The organism is Prolixibacteraceae bacterium (assembly GCA_019720755.1).
Classification (GTDB): domain Bacteria; phylum Bacteroidota; class Bacteroidia; order Bacteroidales; family Prolixibacteraceae; genus Halosquirtibacter; species Halosquirtibacter laminarini.
The window spans coordinates 3833487-3849992 of the sequence record CP081303.1 but is presented as its reverse complement, the minus strand read 5'-3'; the positions used below and the strand labels follow the sequence as shown (position 1 = coordinate 3849992).

Below are 16506 nucleotides of genomic sequence, written 5' to 3'. Positions count from 1 at the left end.
TACCCACACCAGGATTCGAACCTGGATCTACAGTTTAGGAAACTGTAATATTTTGTGTGTTATATTGTTGATATATAAAACGTTGTGTGTTATTATTGTTGTATTTTGTACAACATATGTACAACAATTGTAATATTTATAAGTTGTATAACATTTTCTATTATTCGTTGAAATCTTGATTCGAGTTAATAATGTTCTGTATCGTCTTTTCTTTAAACTTTCGGAAAAACTCTAGTGCATCATTTTTGTACTGGAAACTGCGATGAAATAACATCAGCGTATTTGTTGCAATTGATCCATTTCGTTCATATTCTTCATATTTAGGGAATCTTCTTTCTAAGAATTTATCATATAAAGAAAACCTTTTGTTTTCTTCTATATTCTCACCTAAATCATTTGCTGCAGAAAAAATAAACGAATGATCATATTCAAGTTCTGCATATGCTTCGATACAAGATGTAAGAATTGCTAAAATATGACCTGCGGATAAATGTGCTCTGCGACGGTATTTGTTTTTGTCATTACCTAGATTCTTTTGATAAAAGGAAATAACACAGTTGTTTTTTTCATAGATCTCTAACTCAATAATTGTTGTATATTGCTTAGCCTTCTTTGATCTGTACCTGTATAGCTTCTTTTCCTTAAAATGATCCTCTTTACGAGGATTCACATTTTGGATAAAATGTAATCCAAACTTAGTCATTTATTTATTAATTAGAGAAATTACCTAAAGAACTGGAATCACCTAATTGTACTTTAGGAACTCTTCCATCTTGTGTAAGGTAGAAGTCTTTTAATGTGGATTTATCAATTATGATAAAGTTATTGCTTGGCTGATTAGTTAACAATCCTTTTCGACTAACCTTCCATGGAAGTTCATTATGAGTTAAGTCAACAAGTGTAGATCCTTTAAGGTGACCATATGTATTCCAAACCTCAGTTAGGTGATCTTGAATACTAGTTAAATCAACTTCTTTTGCTTTGTGTTGTGGGATATTATCACTACGTCTTATAAATCTAAAGCTATTCCATACATCATATACAACTGGGCCATATATCCATGCTTGAAAAGATTCTTGCATAAGATATTTCTTAGTCTTAACAAAATACCATACTTGAGTATAATAAAGAAGTTTTTGAAGTTTCAATGGAGTAACTCCTTTCTTTATAAAGAACGATGCTATGTCAAGTGCTGTGTAATTCATGATAGTATTGATCTTTTGATTAATCTACAAAGTAACCTTTTTTTGTGTAAGATATATATAAAATCGATTAAATAATACAAAATGCATTTCCTTCTTAATATCAACAATGATGAGTGTAAAGTTGTTTCCTCTTTTTTTATAAGAACATTTGTATGAATGATATAAACACCTTTTCAAGCAAAAACAGAAATATATCATTTTATTGAAGTTTGGTATAACAGGAAGAGAATATATTCAAAACTAGGATACAGATCGTTATTGGAATTTATGGAATTATACAGGGCTTGTTCATGAATTATTTATATGAGAAAAGGTCGACTATTCATATTATATTTGGATTTGTAAAAACAGATATAAATTATGGATAACGACCTTTCAAGTGCCGAAATTAGAAAATTTTATGAGAAATTACAAGTCAAATTGGTAGATAATAGGAGTCATATAGGACTTAAGCACGAATTGGCTTTTGTTATCACTCTTTTTATTATCTCAATTCTGACAAGTTATGGTCATCTAAGTATGAATAAAATTCATCGCAATATGGTTCGTCATTACGAGAAACTATGTATCTGTTTGCATAAAGATATCGACAGTTGTATAAGTCGAGTTCAGTTAACAAGAATCCTATCTGAATTTGATTATGATTCCTTTTTGACAATTTGTGATGAAGTATACTCTTCTACAGAATGGATATCTATTGATGGGAAGGAACTTCGAGGAAGTATAGATTCTAAAAGCAATAAAAAGAGAGGGTTAAGTATTGTTTATTCTATTGGTCATAACACAAATATACAGCAGTTATTAGGCTTTTATGATGGAACAAAAGAGAGTGAAAAGAACATTGTTTATGATCATATTCTTGAGTTGCCAGAGAAGGCAAAGGTAACACTAGATGCAATGCATAATTCAGAAAATCTGTTGTCTAATATTCACCAAAATAGTCGATTCTATTTAACTCAAATAAAGTCCAATCAGCAGAAATTAAAGGATGACTTAGTACATACATCCAATCATATAAAAGTAGATGATGTGATGACAGAAATAGACAAGTCACATGGAAGAATAGACTCTAGGAAGTACGAAATATACCCAATAAATACAGAAATGTTAGATCCTAGATGGTGTAATAGTGGCATATGTAATATGATTAAAGTGACAAGAGAGAGTTATAATGTAAAGAGAGATAAAAGGAGTACAGAAACACGATATTATATCACAAATTATAATGGGAAAATCGATGAAATTGCTGGAGCTATTAGAGGTCATTGGAAAATAGAAATAATGAATCGTATTCGTGATGTTAATTTTGGAGAAGACAAATTAAAGTCTTTAGATCATGGATTGCAAAAATCGATATCCTCTATTATGTTATTTATATGCAGTAAGTTAATGGAAATAAATAGTTACAACAACTTAAATATTTTAAGAGAAGAACTTGTGCACAATACTGATAAAATACACGATGTCTTCGCTGCTTAAATTTCATGAACAAGCCCTGTGGAATTATATAATCAATATGCAGCTTAATTTTTTGTTTGGTAAAAGTTGCATGAAGATAGGTTTGAAGCATGTCAAAAGTGTAGGAAAAAGTAGTACAATGATAGAAGTATCCATCGGATATGATAGATGTCATGGGTCGGAATAAAAAAAGAGGACATTCATGAATGAATGTCCTCTTTATGATATTTTGTACCCACACCAGGATTCGAACCTGGATCTACAGTTTAGGAAACTATTGTTCTATCCCTTGAACTATGCAGGCATAACAACTATAAGCGTTGCAAAAATATAGATTTTTTTATGCTGTACAAAGGAATTGTTCGGTATAATTAAAAATTATGTTGTTTCAATAGCAGCCTTTACTTTATTAAGCTTTTCGGCGATTTCATCCAATATATGGTTTGGTTTTGCAAAGCAAATACGAATGAGGTGACTCTTTCTATTTTTTTCGTGTTGAAAGATTGAAACGGGAACGGTTGCAATACCATACTCTTTAATAAGTCTCTCTACAAATTCAGTATCTGGTTCGTTTGAGATTTTACTATAATCAAGTATTTGGTAGTATGTTCCTTTACAAGGGACGAATTCAAAGCTACTATCTTTGATTAGTCTTAAGAAATAATTTCTTTTACCTTGGTACATTTCAGAGAGTTCGCCATTTTCAGTATAACCCTCTAAGTACTCTGCTAGTGCCAATTGTCCCGGAGTATTCGTGCTATGTCCATTATAAGCTTGAGTGCTCATATAGGACTTCATCAGTTTTTCAGAACCTAATACATAAGAGATACCCCAACCATTAATACGGAATATAGGACCAAAGTCAGAGACAACCAATGTTCTAGATTTAAGTTGTTCATACTGGGTAAAACTATGATGTTTTTCAGTATCAAAAACGATCTTCTCGAAGGATTCATTTCCAATGATAATAATATTGGTTCCATTGGTAATCTTGATGAGGTTTTTAACGTCTTCATCAGACATAACTCTACCTGTAGGATTTTGAGGAGAGTTTAAAATAATCATCCTTGTTTTAGTGGAGATCATCTTTTTTACCTCTTCCCATTCAATCTTGAAATTCGGAGCTTTTAGACTGATGAAACGAGCCCTTCCACCATTTATTTCAATGGGAGGGATGAAAGACTCGATAGATGGTTCAAAAACGATCACTTCATCTCCTTCTTTAACAAATGTGTTAATGGCAGTAGCAATACTCTGAATAGTGCCTGTAGATATAGTTATCTCAGTTTCTTCATTGTAATTTGCTTGATACTCTTTGTTGACTCTTTGCGTAATTTGCTTACGTAAAGGGTATACTCCATTCAATGGAGTGTTGTTGTTCACTCCTTGTTTCATATATTTCTGAACTAGTTCAATTAACTTGTCCGGACATATGATGTCAGAAGATGGAAGAGCTGCATTAAGTGCGTTGTGCTCTTCAGAAATCTGTTTTATATAAGCGAAAATATTATTTCGCGAAAGAGGAATCTTTGCTGTTGCCATATTCTCATTTAGAATAAAATCCAAAACAAAAGTAAACAAAAAACGGTCCAAACTATATTTACTAGAAATTTTCTTATCAACAGAATATAATAGTATTTATTTAAATGCTTGAATGTTAGTTTGTTATTTTATATATCTATAGATCGTTTTTTTATATATTGCTATTGAGTAGAACAGATTAATCAAAAATTTGTTTGAGAATTGATAGCGATTTCATTCTAAAGCGAATATTAAGAGTGATCTCAATATGTCTTAGTATAAGCTCTATCCATTGATTTCTTATGTTTCTATTCCAATTGAGCGTCGTTATTTTATTGAAGTTAAGATCCTCTATGTTTAACTCTTTATAATCGATATCCTTTGTTTTATATAAAGGGATCTCATTATTTGATAATGGATATCCTTGTATTTTTAGTAGTTCAAAAAGAAATATAATATGGAAGTTTTCTGCCCCTTTATCTGAGACATCTAGCATTTGAAACGCATTAGAGACAAATTCATATAGGAGTTGTTGTTGGGTATCTTCCACTGTTAACTTCTGTATGGCTTCACATAGAAAGAACACTTGGCTAGATTTTAGGACGTCATATGGTATTGTATAATAGTTCTCTTTTATATGAAACTCTTTCAAAGTGTACAGAGCTTTGGATTCATTCTTTTTCTCTACGATACATTCTAGGTTGAATGAAGGTTGTAGGTAAGCTCTTTTGATCTTACCTTTTTTTGACGATACTCCCGTAACAATACACTCAATTTTTCCAAAATTAGGAGTCAGTAATTTGACTATTTTTTTACTTGTGGTATAGTCATTACAACCCAATACGATTGCTGAAGTACGGATAGGTTCCATCGAGATTAATTTATGATTAATACCTTGCTTGATCCTGTAAGTGTACCGTCTGCGTTAGATACAAGAATGTGATAGACTCCAGATGTTACTTTGTTACCATAAGTATCTCTGGCATTCCATATTGCCTTTCCCCCTTTAGACTGAATCACTGCGACTAATTTATTTGCTGTATTCAGTATTCTAATATTACTATTTAAAACAAGTCCTTCAATAGTAAGAATTTCAGAGGAGGAAAGCTTATATGGGCTAGGGTATACAGAAATGTTGGACATTTCTAATTGCGGTTTCATTGCATCTCCTGTAAGGGATATTAGCCCTTCATTGGTAGAAATAAAGACTTCTCCACTATTAGGTTCAATAACAATCTGTCTTATTTTATTCGATGGGATAGGACTGTTGTCTTTGTCAAAATGCTTTAGTTGTTTGTTTCCATTCGGGTTGAATAGAAAAATCCCATTATCTAAAGTTCCTATCCATTTTTGGTTGCCTTCATCGACAGCAATAGAGGTAATGTGGTTGGACCCTAGCATAGGGTGAAAAATATTATCTCCAAGGTCAATGGATGGTCGGTAAGCATAAAAATCGTTTTTAGATAGAGCCATCTCAGGATATGGATATACAAATACCCCTTTATCTGTACCAACCCATACTTGCCCCTCTTTATCCATGGCTATTTCAGTAACAAACTTAGCTTCTGTAAATATACTTTCTGTATTGTTTTGAAAATGAGATTTTACCTGAATAACTCTTCTGTTTGTCCCACTTTTATCCATGACAAAAATCTCAGGATTTCCTTCTTTGGGTACCCAAATGTTGTCGCCTATAATATATGGACGCTTTACACGTGAGAATTTGTCTCCATCAGGAGAATTGTATTGTTTCCATTGTCCATCTTTAAAGCTTCTTAGGAAATAATCGTTTGCTAGATTTGTTAGCCAGAGTGTTCCATCTCTATCTATATCCATTCCTCCGATACGTACATAGCGAACATTGCGGGGAACGATATTAAATAGCGGACTATTTTTATCGGTATATATTTCGACACATTCGTTGTTTTTAATCTCCATTAGTCCAGAACCAAATGAGCTAATAAATAGGTGATTTTCATCTCTAGGGTCTTGCACAATATCAGTAATATCAGAGAATCTTTCATCTTTAAGATTCTCAATATCTTTATTCCTGTAATAACTCCAGTGATCCTCTTTCGAATACCAAGTGGTAAATTGGAACCTTGTCCAGGTATTAAACCATTCGTCATTAAGATAGCCATGAACCCCCAACAGTTTTCCTTGAACGGTTCTCATTCTATGAAAGAATGTATTTGTTGGACCGGTGGTCTTAATAGATGTTCCTCTTTTAAAGTCGACTGTTGAAATAAGACCACTAGATGTAGAGGCAAGCCATAATTTGCCATTTTTATCGATGGCAGCATCTTCTATAGACATTTTTTCTTCTGAATCATTTAACTCTAAAGAGGATAGGTTTTTAGTATTATCCCAATCTCCTTTATATATCGTCAGTTTGTTCTTGTTTACAATTAAAAGAGACTCATCGTCACATTCAATGGATTTTAAATTTTTGGTATGGTATGGCGTTTCGTTAAAACCAGATAAAGAATTGAAAAGATATAGAGGTTTGTTTCCATCACAACCAACAAACATCTGATTTTTGAACGAACATAAAGAGGTCAGCTTATTTCCTAATGGTGCGGGATAAAATTTCCAATTGGTGTAATTCATCTTATTAACAAGAGGGTCGAGAGCAGAGATAAAGATACCTTCAGATGTTAATGCATATATATGATCTTTGTATATCTCCATGTCAACAATAGAAGTCTGAACTCCATTGACCCCAACAATCCAGGTTTCGTTTATCTCTTTTTTTATCCCATTGATCCATATGATCCCAAACTCACAACATAAGTATATGTCATTACCTTTGACATAAATATTTGAAATCTTTTTGTTTTTTAGGCTTGTTGCGTATAGTATATCATCGATGACATACACCTCATTGTCTTCGATAAGGTTAATTCCTCCATTTTCGTATCCAATTACCAAAGTTTCTCCCATGATATTCATCGTTGAGGGAGACGTAAAGGATAGTCCATCTACTTTAGAAAGTGTTTGTATCTCTTCCTCCTCCATATTGTAGATGATAAGTCCAGTGGAGGATAACCCTATCACTTTATCTTTACTTGAAATCACTCGTTGTAGAGAGCTAAAGCTATCATAAACTGTCCATCTTTCAGCATTAGAATTATTGATAATATAGAATGTGAAGAGAGTGGTTAAGATGAGATGTATCTTAAATCGATGAATCATGGTATAAAGACATTATTTTTGAAAAATAGGAGCAAATGATCTATTTATTAGAATGATAGTTTTTTAGGAATGCAATTAGTTTTCTTACCGCAACTCCTCTATGACTAATAAGGTTTTTTTCATCAGAACTCATTTCAGAGAAGGTTTTGTTGTATCCCTCAGGCATAAAAATAGGATCATAACCAAATCCATCACTTCCAGATCTTTCTTTAGTGATGGTGCCTTTAACGACCCCCTCAAATAGATATTTTTGATCTTCAAGGATCAGTGAGATTACTGTTCTAAACTGTGCCTTACGGTTTTCTATGCTACCTAGATTTTTTAGAAGTTTGTCCATATTGTCTTCTGCGTTACAATCAGGTCCAGCATATCTTGCAGAGTATACTCCAGGTGCCCCATCGAGAGCCTCTACCTCTAATCCTGTATCATCAGAGAAGCAGTTAACATGGAAGTTTTCATGTATATAGTTCGATTTAATCAGAGCATTGCCTTCTAGTGTAGTCTCTGTCTCTTCGATCTCGTCATGACATTGGATATCTTCTAATCCGAGAACTACATAAGAGGCTCCAACCATCTGTTGTATTTCCCTTAATTTATTGGGATTATGGGTTGCAAAAATAATCTTCATAATAATACTCTTTTTATATAACGATAAATGCCACAAATATAAACGTAATATTTGTGGCATTTGTTATAATATAAACTTCAAATTATCAATAACGATAGTCTTTCTCATCTGGAATTACCAATGCAAGGACAAGGTAGATTATTGGGATTATAGGTATACAAATTGATAAAACAACAGTTGCTGCTCTTACTGCAACGGGATCAATATCTGGATTGATATATTTTGCTAGACCTCCGCATACACCTGCAATAACCTTATTCTTTGATCTTCTAAGTTTATTCATTTGTTATCATTTTTTATAGACCAATATCTTTCATTGCCATCGCTTTCAGATAATCAAGCTCTAGATTGCCAAACTCCCCATAATAAGAGATCAAAAATGCACCCTGCTTTTCTTCATCTGGAGTAATTAAGATATGGAACTCATGAATTTTAGATTTTTCATTTATTACCCATGAATTGAATGAAATATCTGATCTGTCAATATTCATCTCTTTTACAATATCGTAGTCTTTAAAAGGCCTTTTTGAGAAAGCCTTACATACAAATTTCTCAAAGGTTGGTTTTAAATCTCCTTTTGAGATATCGTAGTGAATAAAACGCACTTCGTCTATGTGGTTGACTATTTCTGCTTGTTGTGCTCCTAAATTTGTTGACGACATACTAATAAATGGTCGTGACATTTCCATATAAGTAGCTGCATCACTTGCTTCAATAGAGTCATAGATATCATCTGATTTCGACTGTGCATTAACTGCTGTCGAAAGCAGAAGGAGAAAGAGAGAAAGGATTGTATTTTTCATATTGCTATTATAAATATTTGATTCATTTAATCTTTTAAGAAAAAAGTTTATGTAAAAATATAAAACAATATTATTATATTATAATCTCTCTTGCTCGCATTAACGCTTTTTATTTGATCTTGAGACAGAGTTTGTTATTTCTCGTCAACTCTCTCTAGTCCCTTTATAGACTGTTTCCAAAAATGATTAGCCATTTCATAGTCCCATGTATTTGATGTATTCTTTACATCATCTAAGATGTTTTTTAATGGTTCATCGATAAAAATAGTATGTTCAATAGGAACAAATAAAGTATATTTAATATCGTCAAATTTTACATTATCTGCTTTAAAAAGTTTGGGAGAGATATACAATGTATCTTGTTTCAAAGTAAAGAAGTAAGATCTTTTATTATCAAGACTTGTGCTATTCTTAGAAGTAGTACTTAATTTAATATGAAACAAAGAGTCATTACTCTTCTTAATGTTCAGTTTCGTTGGGAATAGCGATTCTTCTGCCCCCTTAGGTAGTTTTGTTTTTATCCAAAGTGTATCTGCTTTACTATCAATTATGGATCTATCGAAGCTATTGAACGTTTTATTGTCTTTGTAATTAAAGTGGATTGAAGATCCTGAAAAATCTTTAAATATGATAACACCATTATTTACAACCTGTACACCACACATAATCCAAATAATTAGTAGGATTAGTGTGACCAATCTTTTGACCTCTTTTTTCCATTGAATATGTCTTAGACGGAATATGAGTATAATAAGTAAAGGAATGATGACTAGACCTAAAGATGCAATGACACTCCATGTCGAGAAATTAATGATTCTTTCTGGATCTATATATGGTTCTAATGATTGGTGCATTAGACCAGGCACTGCAAAAGCAATAGGTATAATGATAATGAATATAAGTAGAATTAATAGTAATGGTAGCAGTAGTATGCCTAATATTAGGACCAACAAAGCAGTCAAACAACCATTGCCGAAAGAAGATCTGTTTTTTGAATAGTCCTCTTGTTGTGTAAATCTTTCGATATTTTCTACCGTTGGGTCGATTCCTCTCATCTGCATAAAATCGGTCTTTGTTTTAGCTCCCGGAATGATGATCCATAGAACTAAATAAATAATTGAAATTGGCCAATAAATTATTAATGCAATAATAGCAATGATACGAACAGCAGTAAGTTTAATATTTGCATAGGCACACACCCCTGAAAATACTCCCCCTAAAATTTTGTTCGTAGGATCTCTGAAGAGTTTTTTTGAAGGATTATTATTCGTTTTATTGAGATTTTTCTCCGTCTCCTCCTCGTTCTCTTCAAACATAGATGGATCGCCTAGTTGATCAATTACTCGTTGTGTCATTACTAGGTTGATTGGAGTACTCTCTCTAATTCTGAATTCAATAAATAGCTCCGCAATTCTAGACTCGATATCTTGAATTATATCCACCCCTTCTTCATTACCATGATAGTAAGCTTTTAATTTCTTTAGATATTCATGAAGTAGGGCATATGCATCCTCATCTATATGGAATGTGGTTCCTGCCAGATTTATATTGACTGTTTTTTTCATTTCAGGATATATTTAGATTATAGTTTCTTGATATTATTGACTGTATTGGATAATTCTGTCCACGACTCTTCTAGTCCTTGTAAGAAGATATTCCCAGAATCCGTAAGAGTATAATATTTACGTGGGGGACCTTGTTGAGATTCTTGCCATTGATAGTCCAAAAGACCGGCATTTTTTAATCTTGTTAACAAAGGATATAAGGTTCCCTCCACAATAATCAGCTTGGCATTCTTAAGCTCTTGAATCAATTCAGAGGCATACAGAGGCCTTTTGGATAAAAGTAGAAGTACACAATATTCCAATATCCCTTTTCGCATCTGTGCTTTGGTATTGTCTAACTTCATGGTAATTAATAGTTTTAATTTATTGACCTATTACAAAAGTAGTATTAATATAGTACTATGCAATACATAGTACTATTGCATTATATAGTATTATGCTTGGATGTCCCCATTTAGTAGAGTGTATTGTTATGCATGTTAATTAAAGTTAAAAAAAAGATACATAATTTTTATGTGCCATTTTATACTAGGTCGTTTAACCTAAAATGCACAGGTTCTATTATGGATTTTTTCTTATAAGAGTATGGTTATTAGAATATTTTTAGGAGCCATTGAGTATAAATCTTGTTAAAAGAAGATATTTGAGGCTAGTCGGAACGATAGATTTATCATCCTGCAAGTTAATCTTGTGTTATGTGTTTGGATAGTAAATGCTTATATATAATTGAGGGGCTCCTTAGTGGAGTTTGTTTATGAAGAGGATATAAACAGATTTTTAGTATTTGGAGGAGTATTGTTTTTTGTTCGTATGGTATCGTTAAATTATGGAATCTAAAGTTCATAAAATAACAGAGGGGAGATCTAAAAATAAGATCTCCCCTCTGTGCAAATATTGTTTGAGACAAACTCAGACAGTCATTATCCTATCTGTTTTGATGCTCTTTTTCTTTCGTTTTCATCTAAAAGAATTTTACGGATTCTGATAGATTCAGGAGTTACCTCTACATATTCGTCTTTTTGGATATATTCCAAAGCTTCTTCAAGACTAAAACGAATAGGTGGAGCAAGTTTTACTTTGTCATCCGTACCTGATGAACGTACGTTTGATTGTTTTTTACTTTTTGTAACGTTCAAAACAATATCGTCAGCTCTACTGCTTTCACCAACAACCTGTCCAACATAGATATTCTCTTGTGGATCTACAAAATAGTTTCCTCTATCTTGAAGTTTGTTTAGTGCGTATGCAAAAGTTGTACCAGTCTCCATTGCAATCAATGAACCATTTGTACGTGTTGGGATTGCACCTTTATAAGGTTCATAAGCAACAAAACGGTGAGACATTACAGCTTCGCCTTGAGTAGCAGTAAGCATATTTGTACGAAGTCCAATGATACCACGAGAAGGGATACGGAATTCTAAATGAATTCTATCGTCCTTGCGCTCCATATTTAACATTTCACCTTTACGACGAGAGACAAGGTCTACTGCAGTGGATGAAAGTTCTTCAGGAAGGTCAATGCTCAACTCCTCAATAGGCTCGTTTTTCACGCCATCAATCTCTTTTATTAAAACTTGAGGCTGTCCTACTTGAAGTTCATATCCTTCGCGACGCATTGTTTCGATAAGTACAGATAAGTGAAGTACACCACGACCATATACATTCCAAGCATCCGCTGAAGATGTAGGCTCCACTCTAAGAGCAAGGTTCTTCTCAAGCTCTGCTTTAAGACGATCGCTTAGGTGTCTACTTGTAACATATTTACCCTCTTTTCCGAAGAATGGAGAGTTGTTAATAGTAAACAACATGCTCATTGTAGGTTCGTCAACAGCAATAGGCTTTAATGGCTCAGGGTTTTCGAAATCACAAATAGTATCCCCAATGTCAAAACCGTTGATACCAACAAGAGAACAGATATCTCCATTTTTCACAGACTCTACCTTTTCTTTTCCAAGACCAGAGAAAGTGTAGATCTCTTTAATTTTAGTTCTAGAGATAGAACCATCACGTTTTGCAAGAGATACATTCATTCCTTCTTTCAATTCTCCTCTATTGATACGACCGATAGCGATACGACCAACATAATTAGAGAAATCAAGAGAAGTAATTAACATCTGAGGGGTACCTGGGTTCTCTACTGGAGCAGGAATATGTTCAATAATTGCATCTAGAAGAGGTGTAATATCTTCTGTTGGGTTATTCCATTCTTCACTCATCCAACCTTGTTTAGCTGAACCATAAATGGTAGGAAACTCTAGTTGGTCTTCAGTAGCACCAAGGCTAAACATTAGATCGAATACTTGTTCTTGAACTTCTTCAGGACGACAGTTTGGTTTGTCTACCTTATTCACAACCACAATAGGTTTAAGACCTAATGCAATCGCTTTTTCCAAAACAAAGCGAGTTTGAGGCATTGTTCCTTCAAAGGCATCTACCAAAAGAAGAACACCATCTGCCATATTAAGAACACGTTCTACTTCACCACCGAAATCCGAGTGACCTGGAGTATCGATAATGTTGATCTTTGTTTCATTGTATTGAACAGATACGTTTTTAGATAGAATAGTAATTCCTCTCTCTCTCTCAAGATCATTGTTGTCAAGGATAAGATCTTTTGTTTCCTGATTTTTTCGAAGAATATTCGCTTGCAAGATCATCTTATCTACCAAAGTAGTTTTACCGTGGTCAACGTGAGCGATGATTGCAATATTTCTAATATTTTGCATGATTTCAAATTTAGTGCGCAAAAGTACATATAAATATCACGTAATGAGTAAATTTCCATGTTAAAATTAATAGATCTGTGATTATTAACGTTCTATTTACTTTAATAGTCCAATTTATGAACCTTTTGTTAACATGAGCATGTTGTTTTATAGGTATTTAGCGCTATGTTTCTGTATTTCTGTTTTATGTTCGCGTATAAAATGTAATGTTTAAAGAGGGAGAGTTGAAGCATTTTTTTAGCCTATTTCATGAACCAAATACTAGGTCCTTATAATTTTAGAAGCTGAAATGTTATTTTGAGACACTATAACTCTATCTAGAAGATAAAATGCTATAGTAGTAGAGTGATTAGATTGAATTGATTGCTATTGTCTGATAATGAATGCTGTATGTGTTATTTTGATCGATTCTTCTATGTGTTCTATTTCTCTTTATCACTTTAGCTATTTTACAGCACATTTTTTTATGATTTTAATCATTCAAACCTTTTTAACGTTTGTTTAACTTGCTTTTCCTTATCTAAAAAAATTCTTTTTATGATTATTAAAAAGGTCAGTAAGTTACAATTTGATTATGTACAACAGGTGTGTTTTACAGCCGATATATGAATAGTTAATGTTAATTTAATTCATGTTCGCAAAAATAGACTTTATTTTGCAGTCAGATTAAGATGTTCTAAAATAGGCATAAACAGGTCTATTTTATCTATGAATGATTTGTATTTATCTATGATAGGTATTTAAAATGAATGAAATCAAGCTATGAAAGCTATATTATATTTAAAACCCTTTAAATCTAAATGATGAGAAGAACTGCTATTTGTTTTTATCTCCTAATCAGTTTATGTCTTACCTCTTTTGCTGCAATGGCAGATGGTATCATAAAAGGAAAAATTGTCGATAAGGCAACAGGAGAAGAGCTACTCGGATCAACTGTCTTGTTAAAAGGAACAACAAGAGGAGCTGCTACGAAATTTGATGGAACTTTCGAACTGAAAGCCCCAGCAGGGAAACAGACACTTGTGTTTTCTTATATTGGTTATACCAATCTAGAAAAAGTAGTAACTGTAAAAGAAAATGGAGTTTTGGATCTAGGAGAAGTAGGTCTAGAAGATAACGCAATCGGTATTGCCGAAGTGAATGTATTGGCATCCGTTGCAACAAATCGAGAAACTCCTGTTGCAATCTCAACCATTAAACCAGAAATTATTCAAGAGAAACTTGGTTCAAAAGAATTTCCAGAAATTCTTCGTTCTACTCCATCTGTGTATGTAACACGTCAAGGTGGTGGATATGGTGATTCTCGTATTAATTTAAGAGGTTTTGATTCACGTAATATCGCGGTATTGATTAATGGTGTACCTATTAATGGTATGGAGAATGGTAAAGTTTACTGGAGTAACTGGGCTGGTCTAAACGATGTAACTCGTTCGATGCAGGTACAGCGTGGTTTGGGTGCTGCGAAAGTAGCCGTACCATCAGTAGGTGGAACTATTAATATTTTGACTAATAGTACTGATTCGAAACGTGGTGGTAATATTTATTACGGAACTGGTAATGATGGCCGCCAAAAAGAGGCAATAACTCTTTCTACAGGTATTAACGATAAAGGTTGGGCTGCCTCAGTGAATGTAGCTCACAATACAGGTAGAGGTTGGGTTAATGCAACAGCATATGAGTCTTTTTCATACTTTGCCAATATCTCAAAGCGTATTAATGATTATCACAGTTTGTCTTTCACTATTTTTGGTGCACCACAGACTCATGGTCAGAGATACCAAAGAATGAAGATCTCGGAGTATCAGACTATTGCAAGAAATGATTTTCGTTACAATGCAGATTGGGGTTATAAAAGAGGTGAGATGTATAACTCTTCTCAAAACTACTATCACAAGCCTCAAGCAATATTAAATCACTTCTGGACTGTTAATCCTTCTACTAGTATCACAACTGCTCTATATGCATCTGTTGGTAGAGGTGGTGGACGTAGAACAGCTGGTTCTAATAAAAATGCTTTTGATTACAAAAATGAAGACTATCGTGTTGATGGACAAATCGACTACGATAAGATCATGAATGAAAACATTGCAGCAAAATCAGAAGGTTCTAAAGCATTCTTTGCAAATAATGTGAATAACCATGAGTGGGCAGGTATCTTGTCAAACTTAACTCATGAGTTTAATGACCAATTAAAACTTACAGGAGGTTATGACTTCCGTTGGTATAAAGGAATTCACTACAATGAGGTAGAAGATCTTCTTGGAGGTGATTTTGCTTTGGATAGCAAAGATGTGAATGCTGGAACAAGAACTGTTTGGGAAAAAGATACTATCGATTATTACAATGAAGGTAAAATATGGTGGGAAGGGCTTTTTGCTCAGTTAGAGTACTCTAATGACGTTGTTTCTGCATTTGTTTCAGGATCTGTTTCAGGAAAACAGTATAAACGTGTTGACCTGTTCAGATATAAGCCAGGAAATCAAGAGACAGATTGGCATAATTTCATCGGATATAGTATTAAAGGAGGATCTAACTATAACATTAACGAAAATCACAATGTGTTCGTAAATGTTGGTTATTTCCAGCGCCAACCAGATTTCGATGCTGTGTACCCTAATCATGAAAATATCTATAATGAGGGTGCAGAGAATGAAAAAGTGACAAGTTTTGAGGTTGGATATGGATTTAAAACTAGAACATTCCAAGTGAATGTGAATGGATATTATACATATTGGGCAGATAAAACAATGAACAGTGTACAGTATAAAAATGGTACTCGTTACTCAGCAACTCTTCTTGGTGTAGATGCACTTCATATGGGTCTTGAGATGGATGCAAAATATAATCCAACAGACCGTTTAACTATGACAGCTCAAGCTTCTATTGGAGATTGGAAATGGCAAAATAATGTTACTGATGTTCAGATGTATGATGATGAGCAGAACCCTCTAGGTAAACCTATCAACGTATATATTGAAGGGGTACATGTTGGAGATGCTGCACAAACTACATTTAGTGTTGGTACAGATTACGAAATATTGAATGATCTTAAAATTGGTCTAGACTATAGTTTCTATGGAAATAACTATTCACAATTCTATGTGTCAAGTAGAAGTACTGCACCTGCTGAAGGAGAAGACAACCCAGATTCATGGAAGCTACCTAATTATGGTTTATTAGACGCGAATATAAAGTGGGACTTTAAGTTGGGTAAATTGAGTGCTACACTTTATGGTAATGCGAATAATATTCTTAATACAGAGTATGTTTCTGATGCAAGAGATGGTGCAACTCACACTTGGCAAGATACTGAAGTTTATTACGGACTAGGAACTACATGGTCAATGGGATTCAGAGTTCGATTCTAAGCATTAAGAACATAACGTAATTTAAAAAATAAGAATA

Annotated in this window: 13 protein-coding genes and 1 tRNA gene; 2 read left to right on the top strand and 12 right to left on the bottom strand. The window is 33.4% G+C overall.

Annotation, left to right across the window (positions count from 1 at the left end; translation table 11 throughout):
* Positions 1–160 precede the first annotated feature (160 nt).
* Entirely contained in the window at positions 161–703 is a 543-nt protein-coding gene (locus K4L44_15270) for a hypothetical protein (GenBank protein QZE13888.1), read from the bottom strand.
* A gap of 7 nt (positions 704–710) precedes the next feature.
* Positions 711–1205 carry a DUF4065 domain-containing protein gene (locus K4L44_15265; GenBank protein ID QZE13887.1) on the bottom strand — a complete coding sequence of 165 codons (495 nt, stop codon included), beginning with the start codon at positions 1203–1205 and terminating at the stop codon, positions 711–713.
* 360 nt (positions 1206–1565) lie between these two features.
* Here K4L44_15265 and K4L44_15260 point away from each other — a divergent pair, with 360 nt between their 5' ends.
* Positions 1566–2684, top strand: coding sequence for an ISAs1 family transposase (locus K4L44_15260; GenBank protein QZE13886.1), 1119 nt, complete (start codon positions 1566–1568; stop codon positions 2682–2684).
* A gap of 211 nt (positions 2685–2895) precedes the next feature.
* Here K4L44_15260 and K4L44_15255 read toward each other — a convergent pair.
* From K4L44_15255 to typA, 10 genes are all read right to left on the bottom strand, one after another.
* Positions 2896–2967 (bottom strand) — tRNA-Arg (locus tag K4L44_15255).
* 74 nt (positions 2968–3041) lie between these two features.
* Entirely contained in the window at positions 3042–4205 is a 1164-nt protein-coding gene (locus K4L44_15250) for an aminotransferase class I/II-fold pyridoxal phosphate-dependent enzyme (GenBank protein ID QZE13885.1), read from the bottom strand.
* 178 nt (positions 4206–4383) lie between these two features.
* Positions 4384–5055 carry a DNA repair protein RecO gene (gene recO, locus K4L44_15245; protein QZE13884.1) on the bottom strand — a complete coding sequence of 224 codons (672 nt, stop codon included), beginning with the start codon at positions 5053–5055 and terminating at the stop codon, positions 4384–4386.
* Positions 5056–5060: 5 nt separating this feature from the next.
* Positions 5061–7379 (bottom strand): hypothetical protein, encoded by a 2319-nt coding sequence (locus tag K4L44_15240; GenBank protein QZE13883.1) that lies wholly within the window; start codon positions 7377–7379, stop codon positions 5061–5063.
* 40 nt (positions 7380–7419) lie between these two features.
* Positions 7420–8007 (bottom strand): non-canonical purine NTP diphosphatase, encoded by a 588-nt coding sequence (locus tag K4L44_15235; GenBank protein ID QZE13882.1) that lies wholly within the window; start codon positions 8005–8007, stop codon positions 7420–7422.
* Between the two features lie 85 nt (positions 8008–8092).
* Positions 8093–8290: a PspC domain-containing protein gene (locus K4L44_15230; GenBank protein ID QZE13881.1), complete on the bottom strand. Its 198-nt coding sequence runs from the start codon at positions 8288–8290 to the stop codon at positions 8093–8095.
* 13 nt (positions 8291–8303) lie between these two features.
* The gene (locus tag K4L44_15225; GenBank protein QZE13880.1) at positions 8304–8810 is read right to left on the bottom strand and encodes a hypothetical protein; all 507 of its coding nucleotides are present in this window, start codon (positions 8808–8810) and stop codon (positions 8304–8306) included.
* 134 nt (positions 8811–8944) lie between these two features.
* Positions 8945–10375: a PspC domain-containing protein gene (locus K4L44_15220; GenBank protein QZE13879.1), complete on the bottom strand. Its 1431-nt coding sequence runs from the start codon at positions 10373–10375 to the stop codon at positions 8945–8947.
* Between the two features lie 17 nt (positions 10376–10392).
* Positions 10393–10719: a PadR family transcriptional regulator gene (locus K4L44_15215; GenBank protein QZE13878.1), complete on the bottom strand. Its 327-nt coding sequence runs from the start codon at positions 10717–10719 to the stop codon at positions 10393–10395.
* A 576-nt stretch (positions 10720–11295) separates the two neighbouring features.
* Positions 11296–13101 carry a translational GTPase TypA gene (typA, locus tag K4L44_15210; GenBank protein QZE13877.1) on the bottom strand — a complete coding sequence of 602 codons (1806 nt, stop codon included), beginning with the start codon at positions 13099–13101 and terminating at the stop codon, positions 11296–11298.
* An 800-nt stretch (positions 13102–13901) separates the two neighbouring features.
* Between typA and K4L44_15205 the strand changes: the two genes are divergently transcribed.
* Positions 13902–16469, top strand: a complete 2568-nt coding sequence (locus K4L44_15205; GenBank protein QZE13876.1) for a TonB-dependent receptor — start codon at positions 13902–13904, stop codon at positions 16467–16469.
* Positions 16470–16506: the final 37 nt, after the last annotated feature.

Coding starts and splice junctions, on each gene's coding strand:
- K4L44_15270 (QZE13888.1), bottom strand. CDS start 703: ATGACTAAGTTTGGATTACATTTTATCCAAAATGTGAATCCTCGTAAA.
- K4L44_15265 (QZE13887.1), bottom strand. CDS start 1,205: ATGAATTACACAGCACTTGACATAGCATCGTTCTTTATAAAGAAAGGA.
- K4L44_15260 (QZE13886.1), top strand. CDS start 1,566: ATGGATAACGACCTTTCAAGTGCCGAAATTAGAAAATTTTATGAGAAA.
- K4L44_15250 (QZE13885.1), bottom strand. CDS start 4,205: ATGGCAACAGCAAAGATTCCTCTTTCGCGAAATAATATTTTCGCTTAT.
- recO (QZE13884.1), bottom strand. CDS start 5,055: ATGGAACCTATCCGTACTTCAGCAATCGTATTGGGTTGTAATGACTAT.
- K4L44_15240 (QZE13883.1), bottom strand. CDS start 7,379: ATGATTCATCGATTTAAGATACATCTCATCTTAACCACTCTCTTCACA.
- K4L44_15235 (QZE13882.1), bottom strand. CDS start 8,007: ATGAAGATTATTTTTGCAACCCATAATCCCAATAAATTAAGGGAAATA.
- K4L44_15230 (QZE13881.1), bottom strand. CDS start 8,290: ATGAATAAACTTAGAAGATCAAAGAATAAGGTTATTGCAGGTGTATGC.
- K4L44_15225 (QZE13880.1), bottom strand. CDS start 8,810: ATGAAAAATACAATCCTTTCTCTCTTTCTCCTTCTGCTTTCGACAGCA.
- K4L44_15220 (QZE13879.1), bottom strand. CDS start 10,375: ATGAAAAAAACAGTCAATATAAATCTGGCAGGAACCACATTCCATATA.
- K4L44_15215 (QZE13878.1), bottom strand. CDS start 10,719: ATGAAGTTAGACAATACCAAAGCACAGATGCGAAAAGGGATATTGGAA.
- typA (QZE13877.1), bottom strand. CDS start 13,101: ATGCAAAATATTAGAAATATTGCAATCATCGCTCACGTTGACCACGGT.
- K4L44_15205 (QZE13876.1), top strand. CDS start 13,902: ATGATGAGAAGAACTGCTATTTGTTTTTATCTCCTAATCAGTTTATGT.